9 protein-coding genes and 2 pseudogenes are annotated in these 12,152 nt (G+C 61.3%); 4 read left to right on the forward strand and 7 right to left on the reverse strand.

The annotated features are described in order from the left end of the window. Window positions 1–352 precede the first annotated feature (352 nt). Window positions 353–1,658 (reverse strand): annotated as a pseudogene (locus ACPYN7_RS01320) (ISL3 family transposase). 67 nt (window positions 1,659–1,725) lie between these two features. On the opposite strand from ACPYN7_RS01320, the pseudogene ACPYN7_RS01325 reads away from it, so the two are divergent. Beyond that, window positions 1,726–1,893: pseudogene (locus ACPYN7_RS01325) on the forward strand (IS5/IS1182 family transposase); the annotation flags it as partial. A gap of 229 nt (window positions 1,894–2,122) precedes the next feature. Here ACPYN7_RS01325 and ACPYN7_RS01330 read toward each other — a convergent pair. From ACPYN7_RS01330 to ACPYN7_RS01355, 6 genes are all read right to left on the reverse strand, one after another. After that, on the reverse strand, window positions 2,123–3,382 hold the full coding sequence (locus tag ACPYN7_RS01330; protein ID WP_424346590.1) for a Coenzyme F420 hydrogenase/dehydrogenase, beta subunit C-terminal domain: 1,260 nt from the start codon (window positions 3,380–3,382) through the stop codon (window positions 2,123–2,125). 131 nt (window positions 3,383–3,513) lie between these two features. After that, complete coding sequence (locus ACPYN7_RS01335) at window positions 3,514–4,716, reverse strand: lipopolysaccharide biosynthesis protein (protein ID WP_424346459.1); 1,203 nt, start codon at window positions 4,714–4,716, stop codon at window positions 3,514–3,516. Between the two features lie 16 nt (window positions 4,717–4,732). Continuing rightward, window positions 4,733–5,869, reverse strand: a complete 1,137-nt coding sequence (locus ACPYN7_RS01340; protein WP_424346460.1) for a hypothetical protein — start codon at window positions 5,867–5,869, stop codon at window positions 4,733–4,735. Further along, window positions 5,866–6,855: a glycosyltransferase family 2 protein gene (locus tag ACPYN7_RS01345; protein ID WP_424346461.1), complete on the reverse strand. Its 990-nt coding sequence runs from the start codon at window positions 6,853–6,855 to the stop codon at window positions 5,866–5,868. The genes ACPYN7_RS01340 and ACPYN7_RS01345 overlap by 4 nt, the downstream gene beginning before the upstream one ends. A gap of 5 nt (window positions 6,856–6,860) precedes the next feature. Then, on the reverse strand, window positions 6,861–8,024 hold the full coding sequence (locus ACPYN7_RS01350) for a glycosyltransferase (protein WP_424346462.1): 1,164 nt from the start codon (window positions 8,022–8,024) through the stop codon (window positions 6,861–6,863). Further along, window positions 8,021–8,638, reverse strand: a complete 618-nt coding sequence (locus ACPYN7_RS01355; protein ID WP_424346463.1) for an acetyltransferase — start codon at window positions 8,636–8,638, stop codon at window positions 8,021–8,023. Before ACPYN7_RS01355 ends, ACPYN7_RS01350 begins: the two co-directional genes overlap by 4 nt. Before the next feature lie 148 nt (window positions 8,639–8,786). On the opposite strand from ACPYN7_RS01355, the gene ACPYN7_RS01360 reads away from it, so the two are divergent. The 3 genes from ACPYN7_RS01360 to ACPYN7_RS01370 all read left to right on the forward strand — a co-directional run bounded on the left by ACPYN7_RS01360 (window position 8,787) and on the right by ACPYN7_RS01370 (window position 12,151). Then, the gene (locus tag ACPYN7_RS01360) at window positions 8,787–10,022 is read left to right on the forward strand and encodes a glycosyltransferase family 4 protein (protein ID WP_424346464.1); all 1,236 of its coding nucleotides are present in this window, start codon (window positions 8,787–8,789) and stop codon (window positions 10,020–10,022) included. 78 nt (window positions 10,023–10,100) lie between these two features. Continuing rightward, window positions 10,101–11,135, forward strand: a complete 1,035-nt coding sequence (gene gmd, locus ACPYN7_RS01365) for a GDP-mannose 4,6-dehydratase (protein ID WP_424346465.1) — start codon at window positions 10,101–10,103, stop codon at window positions 11,133–11,135. Between the two features lie 14 nt (window positions 11,136–11,149). After that, on the forward strand, window positions 11,150–12,151 hold the full coding sequence (locus ACPYN7_RS01370) for a GDP-L-fucose synthase family protein (RefSeq protein ID WP_424346466.1): 1,002 nt from the start codon (window positions 11,150–11,152) through the stop codon (window positions 12,149–12,151). Window position 12,152: the final 1 nt, after the last annotated feature.

Below are 12,152 nucleotides of genomic sequence, written 5' to 3' on the forward strand. Positions count from 1 at the left end.
TCGCGCCGACCGTGGCCGGTGGCGAGCACCGCGCAAGAGGGGCAGCCCACCACCGACGGCATGGTCTCCACCACCAGGGTGAACGAGCGTGGTCCGCGATCCACGGCCAGGACATGGACGTCGGGCAGATCGAAGAGGGCGCACGCGGGCGCGCAGATAGCATGAGACACGTCGAGGCCTTCATGGATCAGGTTGCTTGGTCGCTACCCATCCTGGAGGCCTCGACCTTTACCCACGACTCACAACACGCGCTTCAAAACGCCCCCGCGCACCCGGCTACCCATGCTCATCTGTGAAGGGCCCTTTAAAAGGTATCTTGTTCGTGCTCCACACCAGCCGCCGGTGACGGAACCTACCCCCGGTTTTGGGGCCCTTCACAGTCGAGTGTGGATAGCCGGTGGCCGCCTGCGGCGAGCAGGGCTCGTAAGCGGTAGTTGTCGAAGTTCCGGAAGTCTCGGGCGACTCGGCGCGTCCATCACGCCATTGATCGCTTCCGTGGGTCCGTTCAAGGCACCGTTCGTGTCGATGTAGGCCAAGATCGCCGACCGCCATCGGCGCAGTGTGCGGCCGAGGCGGGCGATCTCCAGGATGCGGCAGGACGGGAAGGTATCCAGGATCTCGGCGACCAGCCGCCGTCCCCGCAAGGGGCCGGCGTGGTAGACGGCGCGCAGCTTTTGATAGCAGTGCCAGGCGAGAGTGACCTCATGATGCGGGTCCCCGGCCTCGAGCTTCACGTTGAGCCGGCGGATCTGCCGCTCGGTGAGGCGCTCCGCCCCGATCTGCAGGGTGCGGCGGATCCCGTACAACGGATCACCGGCCCGCCCGCGGTGGCCGAGGAAGTCCTGCTGCACGCGACGACGCACCTCATCGACGATATGCCCCCCGAACTTGACCACGTGGAAGGCGTCGAGCACCGTGATGGCCTCCGGGAGCTCGTCGCGGATCGCCTTGGCGTAGCCGTGGAACGGATCCAGGGTGGCCGTGCGGATCCCGGACGTGAACGTCTCGCTTTGTTCGGTGAGCCAGTCGCCTTTGGCCGCTCCGGTGCGGCCCTTGACCAGGTCCAGCAGCCTCGCCCGGGGCCGGCCCGCCTCGTCACGGGAGTGATCGACGATGCCGGTGACCATCCCCATGCCGGGCGGGCCCACATGGCGCCACACGTGCTCATCGACGCCAAGGGCGTCGACCCCGGCCAGCCGGTCCTCGGCGGCCAACTGGGCCTGGACGACCGGGGCGACGGCATCCCACACGGTGTTCCAGGTGACCCCGAGCATCTGTGCCAGGGCAGAAACGGCGATGACGTGGTAGCGCAGCTGGGCCACAGCCCAGCCGATCGCGCGGGTGGTCAGCTTCCTCCGGGGCGCGCCCAGCTCGTGAACCTCGCTGAACGTCGTGATCTCGCACGCCGTCTCGTGGCAACGGTAACGGCGCTTGCGCCACACCACGCGCACGGGCACTCCGGCGCAAGGGAGGTCGTGCAGCAGTACCGGCACCCGGCCGTGGCCGACGGCGAGCACCCCGCAGGAGGGGCAGCCCACCAGCGACGGCACGGTCTCGACCACCAGGGTGAAAGAGGACCGGTGACGCTCGATCGTGAGCACGTGGACATCGGGCAGGTCAAAGAGCGCGCACGCCGGCGCGCAACTAACAAGAGACACGTCGAGGCCTTCGAGGACGGTTGGAGTAAGCGCCCCATCCTGGAGACCTCGGCCTATACCCGGCCCCGTGACACGCACCCGGCGCTACCGCTCACCCACGCTCATTTGGGAAGGGGCAGATAAGGCGTACGACAATCTTCGGGTGCGTCGTTATCTGTGTAGACGAGGGACTAACGCCCTGATCGCGCGTATCGGTGTGCCCTCCAGCAAACATCCGGTCCGCCGCGGCCATCATTACCAGCTACATCCGGCGAACGCTTCAAAAGGGCCATGAAAACCATGTCTCGGGAATTGGTTATGACCAGGCAACACCGCGTGTTGTTCGCATGCATTAAAAAGATAAAAAACTACCATTTCCGAGTCCTACTCGATGCAGAAAGACATCGCCTCATATGCAACATTAAGAGTCGCGTCTACTTGCAATGTTCATGTCTTGACATCTCCTGGAAACCGAAAACAAACTACTATTCGACAATACGACGCTTCATAGACCAAAACGTCCTTTTCAACTTTCCAACCGCTCGCTTAACATAAGAAGGCCTACTCCATCGATCATATGCCGCGATTAGCGGCGCCATACCCCTGATGTAAACTGACAAATCGTCGATCTTCTTAGCCCGCTCAAAAAGACCAAAGCTTTCGGCCGACAGATGTCTACGTTGCCTGATTACTCCAAGCCGCTCCGCAGAGATACCCTCATATCCAGGTTCCACCCTTTTACGAGGCACCCATTTGCCCGCTTTGATGTCATCCATCAAACGAACGCGCAGACCCAGCCTGCGGTGACGGAAGTTTCCCGCCTGAGCTTTAGCCACTGCGTCCACTTCTAGGTCTTCTGCTTCCACGAGGCCTGCAGCAATACCCGCTTCAATCAGCTGGTCCACAATTTCACTTCGAGTGACGACAATATTATGCCCCCTCCAGTCAGATTCATACTTGGGAAGCCATGCGTCGGCAAATACGACATCAGCCGTTTCCGCATAAATATCGTCGCAAAAATTGCAGGCGTTCGGCTGGAAGACCGAGTGCCCCCAACTGCCTCCTACCAAATTAAACGGAGATGACGAAGCGAATTCATCTGCGTCAATTGCCTTCACCCCAAATTGATAACCCCGAGAACCGGCCTCTGGGTTCTTGATTCTGAAGTCAACCTGTTCAATGGCATCAGGCTTCACTCCAAGCTGCCAAGCCATCGACTCAGCATAGGCCGCCGACTTCAAATGACCACAAACTAAGCCGAGACAAAAGACAATCTGCTTATCAAGCTCTGCGTCAACCGAGGTTAGCGAGCGGACAGCCTTGACAAAGCATGGTACTCCAACAAAAGCGTAACGCCGACCGTCTCCTCTAATAAGCTCAAGAACTTCAGAGAACGATACGGGATAGTACATGGATTTTCTATTGCCGAGAATTTCTTCCACGGTAGTCGAAACTCTATAATCGAATAGGTTTTGACCGGAAGCGTAGCCCGCATGGATGATCCCATCTACGTGACCTTCCTCCAAAAGCCGTTGCGCAACCCAGCTTGTCATACCGCCCGAGCTGCTGCCTGCGACCCGATCCGATGCAACCACCCTCGCCGCCAACGTACGCCGGTACGCCCCAATTCGCTCATCCCTGGGAAGCGCCGAATCAAAGAGGCGGGCTGCCATCTCGGTCTCGTCCTCGGACTCGTCTGCCCATGGGCACACTTTGCTGGCCAACTCACGTGCCTTTTGGTCCATACTGTCTACGTCGGCCTGGTACAGGCCTATTTCACTGAAGAAGACTTTAGCGCCTCCCCCCGTCGATACGCCGCACCCACCGCATCCGATGCAGCAGTCGTTCTCCACAACCTTTGATATAGATTCCGTCACTATCCAAGCTCCTTAACGTCACGTGTAATTCCACCTGATGGCCTGCCTCTCCACAGGGCCACGAGCGCGATCAGCTGAATGCCGATGCCCATTACATATCCCATAGCAGCCGACTCCAGCCCACCATAGAATCCACCAAGGCACAATCCGCACAGCGATAGTACAGATCCTCCGATCGACGCCCGTGATACGAGTGGACCCAATTTCAGACCTTGCATGGCTGCGTTGATCATATAAATCATTGACAAGCAAATAAACCCGACGAAGTAAATTCGGGTGACCGCAACGGCTTCTTGGAATTGTTCACCAAGCATAAATACGATTATCATCTCGGCATAAACCCCCACGCCAACAAGAATCACTGCTATGGCAGAAGTGGCCAAGGCGGCACCAATCATAAATTCACTTCTTGATATCGACCCCCTCGCTGATGTCCTAGGCAGCAGAAGTGTTGCGAGTGAAGTGGGAATCAGCATTATGGGAGATGCAATCTTGGAGGGCACAGCCATCAAACCGGATGCAACGGGTCCCATAACGACGCCAGCCACTGCCACGTCGAGCATTCGGAGTTGGCCTCCTACTGTATCCATCCAGTAGTGCTTGGAATCGCGAAGAATGGATCTTGCATGAATGCGCGGCCGGCCAACAGGTGAAAATTCAATACCTCGACGGAGTCGCCAATTACAAATAGCTTCAGAAATTGCAATGGATGCGCAAAATGAAAAAGCAATTGGAACAGTCATGAATGCTGTAGCCGCGAAAATTGCGAGTGCCATCACACGCCTGAGCGCTAGGTTACTAGAAAACAACCGCGTACGCCCATCGGCTACAGCAATGCTATTAAGAACGGCCGCGTCTCTTTGGAACCCGAGAGCAAGGATCAACGGGAAAAACCACCAGGCATGATCGAACCATAACTGACTGAGGCACAGAGCTATCGTCAGCAGAACCATCAAACCCACGCTGACAAACTTGTTCAGGCGATGAATTTCATGGACTACAACACTGTCTGGTTCGCGAGCACGCACTACGCTCATGTAGGGCCCCAGGCCGAAACCAAGAATCCAGGTCAGTGCTATGACGGCAGATTGCACCCCAATGACCAAACCAAAGTCCTGCGGGGTGGACAAGCGCGCCAGCAGAAGTACGGTCAGTGTTTGGGCTCCGGCAGCGACGAGACGGCCGGAAAATACTGCCGTCACTTGTCGGCCGAACTGCCTACCCCTGAACACCAGAGGGTTGCCTCCTGCCAGTATCTTTCCTATGAAGTGACAGGGCGGACTCAATCTTCTTCAGCTGACGGTGTGCATCCTCAACACCTTTGAGAATCTCGGTGCGACGAACATAAACAGAGCGCAGGAACGCCCGCACTTCATCGGCTGTCCCGCCTTCTGCATCAAAGGAAACTTCCTTAATACCCGCCGCAGCGAAATGATCCCGGACCTTTGCACTCGGCGCAGGGACGACTTCACAAGGCAGGGCTCCGCCAAGGGCTGCGAGTATCAATACGTGCAACCGATCGCTAATTACGAGCACAGATTCACGGTACACAGAGCGCAACAAGCGTTCCTGCTCAAGATCATCGCGGTCCCCAAAACTCACGCACTCCCCACCGAGGGCGTCCGCCAGTTCGACAGTACGGATTTCGTCCTGACGCACTTGCGCCACAACGGTGATCTCTAGATCAAGGTCCTGAGCGAATCCTCGCACTCCTTCCAGCCAAGCATCCGATGGTGACGGTCGCAGTCCTCGGAGGCTCACGATCAATCGACGACGGTTTGAGGCTTCGCTTCCGTACTGTGGCTCGCTGAAAGCAATGTCAGGCGCCACCTGCCCTTGCCGCACTAAAGCTTCACTTCGTGCTTCGCGCCAAAGGACTGTATCTGACATCCGCAGGCCGATTGCATGAACCAGGGTGAGAGCACGCGAAGGTCGGCTCAATGAGCGGGGCGGTCGGACGATCCGGCCACCCTTGAGCTTGACGAGCAAAGTGAAAAGAAGGACCAAGCATTCCCACTTGTACTGGTTGAGCCTCAGGTCGACCTCCCCGGGTTCGAGTACAAGCGTTACACCCCGTGGTGATTTAGCAATAGCCGCGATCCACGCGGCAAGGTCCTTCTGACGATAAACGGAGTCATCGTCTTGCAGACCGACCTGTACGCACCACATGTCCGGTGCACGGCCCACGAATGCTGAGACTGAATCACCACAAAGCCGAGCCCATGCCAATGAACGCCGGCGGATCAGAGCGTCGCCAATGTTGGGATAGTCGCCAGTAAGGGTGACGAAAACAGGGCGGTCAGTTTGATTCGTGTCGCGGGCCATGCGCGCCACTGAAGTGATCCACTTGTTCACTCGGAACCCCATTTCTTGACGTGATGACGCCGGTAGATTGCCGCGTACATTCGAGGCGCATGTCGAATAGCAAGCGACTTAGCGGCCAATAGTCCTTGGCCACGTGTCAGGGAGGAAAAAAGCAGGCTCAACGTCATGCAATCTCTGTACGGGATTTTATCCGGCTCCCAGGATTTGTTAAGTGAGATGCTGTTGGCAGCGGGCACCATGACGTGGGATGCCTTGAACAGCGCAAGATCACGCTGCAATCTGCCTTTCCACTTTTTGTGCGCGAGTGTGGCCTCAGCGATCTCAGAGCAGGCGATGAGTGTCTCCCATTTGTAGTCTGAAGACTGCAGTATGGACCCCTCATGAACGTTGTAGTAGTACTTTGCTCCCGGAATCATGGCCACTTGCCGCGATTCGGCGGTCAGGCGGATGAGCCCAGCCAGATCCGAATGTGACCGCATCTCCGGAAATGGGTGCCGTTGAAGCAGTCTGGTGCGAATGATCTTGTTCCAGAGATGCCCCTGAATCTCACCGCTGAGAATTCTTTGCAGGGCCTCAAATCCACCGATGATCTCCTCATGAGGTGCATCCTGGATTGCCGAGACGTGACCTGTCTTCGCCACGACTCTTTCGGCATCACAGGCAACTATGTCCACCGTTCCGTCCGATACGCCACTCCACAGATGGCGAAGTATGTCCGCGGCCCATGAATCGTCACCGTCGACGAACCAAATGAACTGCCCTTTTGCCTGGTCCACCGCCGCGTTCCGTGCTGCCGCGACTCCACGAGATGTTTCATGACTGATCAACGTGCTGTCGACGGGAGTGACTTGAAGCCACCTGTTCAACGCCAATGCTGTGCCGTCCGTGGAACCGTCGTCGACAATAAGCAATTCCCAAGAATCGAAATGGAGATTTTCGAGGCCTTTGAGAGCTTGTTCAATGTACTGCTCTGCGTTTCGTACAGGCATGACTACTGATATCTTCGGCTCATCCATCCGTGTCACTCCTCACCCTCAGGGCCTCGAAGTTTACGCTGCTCAGCACTCCGGTAAATGGAACTTAATTGCTTGCCGACCTGTATCACATCGAACTGTTGCTCCACCAATTTTCGTGCCGACTCGCCCATCCGGTGCCTAAGTTCACCATCCTCAACTAGTTGCTGAATGGCATGCAAAAGAGAGGAGTCGCTGCTATCAACTACAAACCCCGCTCCACCCGCCTTGATCAGCTGGCCCAGGCCGCAAGTGTCGGTAACGACAACTGGTTTGCCTGCAGCCATTGCTTCGATCACAGACATAGGGAACGGCTCATTGACGGAGGGCAACACATAGACGTCACTTCGTGCCAAACGTGACTGGGTGGCTTGGGGAGCAACATGACCTTCATACGCGATGTGATTTCCATAGCCGGACGATACGATCTGCTTGTCCACCGCTGCCGCTTCGCCCTCGTCAGGGCCTACGATTCGAAATAAGGCATTAGTTCCGCCACGTAGAAGTTCGATTGCCACATTGACGAATGTCATCGGCCGCTTTCGTGGGTGCAACCGGGCGAGGAACAGGACCTCGGGCACTTTTCGGACAGGCTCCTGATATTGGACCAATTTTTCGGTGGTCAAGCTCACGCCATTGGGAACGTGCCGCATCTTGAGGGCCTTGCCTGCCACATCCCCCAGATCAGATCTTTCCCGGCCAGTGAGGAACAGGACAGCGTCCGCATGACGGAGTACTGGGCGGGTGAGAATCGCGTCGAGGGGCCGGGCTAATAGTTGGTCACTCGGATCGATCATGCCGTGCGTCTGAACGACAAGCGGTTTCTTCAGCAAGATCGCGAACACGGCAGCAGGTAACGTTACGAAGTCACGCGCCAGGTGCACGTGGACAACATCGGCTCTCTGGATGGCCGTCCCCAGCCAGGCAAGCAATCGCGGTGACGTTAGGCCGGCGAACCCGGTCTTAGGGAGGATCCGGGCGCTCCGGAACAAAGTCACAGGGTAGCCATCGAACTGTGCCGGTAGGGGGCCGTCGAACCCGCCAGCCGCGGCTGCAACAATGACCTCATGACCCAGGTCCCTAAGGGCCTTCGCTTGGTTGATTGCGACGCGCACCGGTCCGCCGTAGGCGCCGTCCGGGCTGATGTAGGTGACGATTTGGAGGATCCTCACAGGTCAGCCTCTCGCGCATCGGTCTTGAAACGCTGGCCCTGCACCTGCGGCGCCGCATGGCCGTAGACGGCGTTGGCCGGCACATCCTCCGCGACGCGTGTCAGCGGCTGCACCAGCGCGGAACGCCCGACTGTCACTCCCCCGGTGACCACACAGCGCGAGGTGACCCAGGCGCCGTCGTCGATGCTCACGGGCTTGGTGATGAGTCCCATGTCCGTGCGGTGGGCGTGGCTGCCGGTGGTGATGAAGGTGTCCTGGGAGACCACGGCGTCGCGGCCGATGGTGACCTGGTCCTGGTTGTGGATCCAGACGCCCTCCCCGATCCAGGCGTGGTCGCCGACCCGCAGCTTCCAGGGGAACTTGATGCGGGTGCGGGGTCGGATGATGACGCCCTCCCCCACTTCGGCTCCGAACAAGCGCAGGGCGCGGACCCGCAGCCCGGAGCTGACCTGCCAGGGGTTGTGGATGACCAGCTGCTCGGCGGCGGCCCAGGCGTAGATCATCCACTTGGGGCGGTCCCACGCCTCGCCGGCGCCGGGTGCCTGGGAGAGGTCGATGACGGGGACGTCCTGCTGAGCACTGGTGGGCGCGGTGGGGGGAGAGTCGTTCGGCATGGTGAGTCCTTGAGCACGTGAGGTGCGACATCGGGGGGGGGGGGGCGGGGGTGTGTCAGATTCATGCATCTGGATGTCACGGGTAACGTTACCCGTCGAGTCCCCCGACTCGGCCCAACCCCCGTCTCACTTCGAAAGAGTTTCCTCGATGCCCCCTCGTGTGACGATCATCGGCCTGCACTTCGCCCCCGAACCCACGGGCAACGCCCCGTACACCGCCTCCCTGGCCGCCGGTCTCGCCGCGAAGGGCTGGGACGTCAAGGTGATCACCGGCTTCCCGCACTACCCGCAGTGGGAGGTCTACGACGGCTACTCCGGGCGTGTCCACCGTGAGCGGCACGAAGGGGCCGAGGTCCTGCGGCTGCGCCAGTACGTACCGCGCCGGCCCAGCCTCGTCACCCGCACCCTGATGGAGCTGCACTTCGGCCTCAAGGCGGCGCTGACGGACTGGGGCGATCCGGACGTCGTTCTCTTCGTCTCCCCCGCGATGTTCTCCACGGCCCTGTGCGCGCTGGCCGCGAGGCTGCGGCACCGCGGCGTGCCGACCGTCACCTGGGTCCAGGACCTCTATTCCCGTGGCGTCGAGGAGTCGCACGCGTCGGCGGCCGTGGTCGCCCCGATCATGCGGGCCATCGAGGGCGCGGCGCTGTCCTCCGCACGCAGGACGATCGTGATCCACGACCGCTTCCGCCAGCACGTGGTGGACCGGCTCCACGTCCCGAGCGAGAAGGTGCAGGTAGTCCGCAACTGGACGCACATCACGCCGCAGAACTCCGTGGACCGGGGTGACGTGCGCCGTCGTCTGGGCTGGGCCCCGGACCGCACCGTGGTCCTGCACGCCGGGAACATGGGCGTGAAGCAGGGCCTCGACAACGTGGTGGAGGCGGCCCGCCTGGCGCAGGAGCAGGGCTCCTCGCTGCAGTTCGTGCTCATGGGCGACGGCAATCAGCGCCGCCACCTCGAGGAGCTCGGCCACGGGGTCGCGAACCTCCAGTTCCTCGATCCCCTGCCCAACGACGAGTACGCGGCCGCACTGGCCTCGGCCGACGTCCTGCTGGTCAACGAGCTGGCCGGGGTGAAGGACATGTCCGTGCCGAGCAAGCTCACGTCCTACTTCGTGACGGGCCGCCCGGTCTTGGCCGCCGTAGAGGCCGAGAGCGCCACGGCTGGAGAGGTCGAGGCCTCGGGCGCTGGCCGGGTGGTGCCCTCCGACGATCCGCGTCACCTGCTGCGGGCAGCCGAGGAGATGAGCGCCGACCCTGCCGCGTCCACGGCCCTGGGGTCCAACGGCCCCGCCTATGCCACCGAACACCTGACCGCGGACGCCGCCATGAGCCGGTGGGACGATGTGCTTCGATCTTTGACGCGACATGTCCGGGTCTGATCACCGGCTTTGCCCGTTCATTCACTAGCATAAAACTGTCCCCTCAACGGCCCACGCCCTCTCCCCCGAAGGACGATCATGCACGCCACCCCCAAGAAGGCTTTCATCACCGGGATCACCGGTCAGGACGGCTCCTATCTGGCGGAGCTGCTGCTCGCCAAGGGCTACGAGGTCCACGGCCTGATCCGCCGGGCCTCCACGTTTAACACCCACCGGATCGACCACCTCTACTCGGACCCGCACGAGACCGACGCCAAGCTGTTCCTGCACTACGGCGACCTCTCCGACGGCTCCCGGCTGGTGACGCTGATGGCGCAGATCCGCCCGGACGAGGTCTACAACCTCGCCGCCCAGTCCCACGTGAAGGTCTCCTTCGAGGAGCCCGAGCACACCGGGGACACCACCGGCCTGGGCACCGTCCGCCTGCTCGAGGCGATGCGCCTGGCCAACGTGGACGCCCGCTACTACCAGGCCTCCACCTCCGAGCTCTACGGCGCCACCCCACCGCCGCAGCACGAGGACACCCCGTTCTACCCCCGTTCCCCCTATGGGGCGGCGAAGATCTACTCCTACTGGATCACCAAGAACTACCGCGAGGCCTACGACATGTACGCCGTCAACGGGATCCTGTTCAACCACGAGTCCCCCCGGCGCGGTGAGACCTTCGTGACCCGCAAGATCACCCGGGCGGTGGCCGCGATCAAGGCCGGCACCCAGGAGAAGCTCTACATGGGCAACCTCCAGGCCATCCGCGACTGGGGCTACGCCGCCGAGTACGTCGAGGGCATGTGGCGGATGCTCCAGGCCGACGAGCCCGAGGACTTCGTCCTGGCCACCGGCCACCCGTGCACTGTGCGGGAGTTCTTGGAGATCTCCTTCGACCACGCCGGACTGGACTGGCGCGAGCACGTCGAGTTCGACGAGCGCTACCTGCGCCCCACCGAGGTCGACGCCCTGATCGGCGACCCCGCCAAGGCCAAGGACAAGCTCGGCTGGGAGGCCACCGTCAAGGCCCCCGAGCTGGCCCGCCTGATGGTCGACGCCGACATCGCCATGCTCGAGCACACCGAAGGCTGGGTCGACACCGTCGAGCTCGCCTCCTGGGCCAAGTGACCGGAGACGCCACGATGACAGCAGACACCACCGAGATGACCGACAGCACCACGATCACCTTCACCCCCGGACCACTCGACCGCACCGCCCCGTTCTACGTGGCCGGCCACCGCGGCCTGGTCGGCTCCGCGATCTGGCGCAGGCTCCAGGCCGAGGGCTTCACCGACCTCATCGGGCGCACCTCGTCCGAGCTGGACCTGAAGGACCGGGACGCCGTGTTCGCGTTCTTCGCCGAGGCCAAGCCGCGCTACGTGGTGCTGGCCGCGGCGAAGGTCGGCGGGATCCTGGCCAACAGCACCTATCCCGTGGACTTCCTCTCGGAGAACCTCCGGATCCAGGTCAACGTCCTCGACGCCGCCCTGGAACACGGCGTGGAGCGGGTGCTGTTCCTGGGCTCCTCCTGCATCTACCCGAAGCTGGCCGACCAGCCGCTGAAGGAGGAGTACCTGCTCACCGGGCACCTGGAACCGACCAACGACGCCTACGCGATCGCCAAGATCGCCGGGATCCTGCAGATCCAGGCCGTCCGGCGCCAGTACGGGCTGCCGTGGATCTCGGCGATGCCCACGAACCTCTACGGCCCCGGGGACAACTTCTCCCCCACCGGCTCCCACGTGCTGCCGGCGATGATCCGCCGCTACGAGGAAGCCCGCATCCAGGGCGCCGAGTCGGTGACGAACTGGGGCACCGGGTCCCCGCTGCGGGAGTTCCTGCACGTGGATGACATGGCCGAGGCCTGCCTGCACCTGCTCGAGCACTACGACGGCCCCGAGCACGTCAACGTGGGCACCGGCACGGATGTCACCATCAGGGAGCTCGCCGGCCTCGTGGCCGAGGCCGTGGGCTACACCGGATCCATCGAGTGGGACACCACCAAGCCCGACGGCACCCCGCGCAAGCTCATGGACGTCTCCAAACTGGCCGAGGCCGGCTGGACCGCCCGCATCCCCCTGCGCGAGGGCCTCCGCTCCACCGTCGACTGGTTCCGCGAGCACCAGGACGGCATCCGCGAGTGAC

Origin of the sequence: Kocuria sp. CH-021, assembly GCF_049716185.1 — a bacterium.
Taxonomy (GTDB): Bacteria; Actinomycetota; Actinomycetes; order Actinomycetales; family Micrococcaceae; genus Kocuria; species Kocuria cellulosilytica.

Coding starts and splice junctions, on each gene's coding strand:
- ACPYN7_RS01330 (WP_424346590.1), bottom strand. CDS start 3,382: ATGGACCAAAAGGCACGTGAGTTGGCCAGCAAAGTGTGCCCATGGGCA.
- ACPYN7_RS01345 (WP_424346461.1), bottom strand. CDS start 6,855: ATGGATGAGCCGAAGATATCAGTAGTCATGCCTGTACGAAACGCAGAG.
- ACPYN7_RS01355 (WP_424346463.1), bottom strand. CDS start 8,638: ATGCCGAACGACTCTCCCCCCACCGCGCCCACCAGTGCTCAGCAGGAC.
- ACPYN7_RS01360 (WP_424346464.1), top strand. CDS start 8,787: ATGCCCCCTCGTGTGACGATCATCGGCCTGCACTTCGCCCCCGAACCC.
- gmd (WP_424346465.1), top strand. CDS start 10,101: ATGCACGCCACCCCCAAGAAGGCTTTCATCACCGGGATCACCGGTCAG.
- ACPYN7_RS01370 (WP_424346466.1), top strand. CDS start 11,150: ATGACAGCAGACACCACCGAGATGACCGACAGCACCACGATCACCTTC.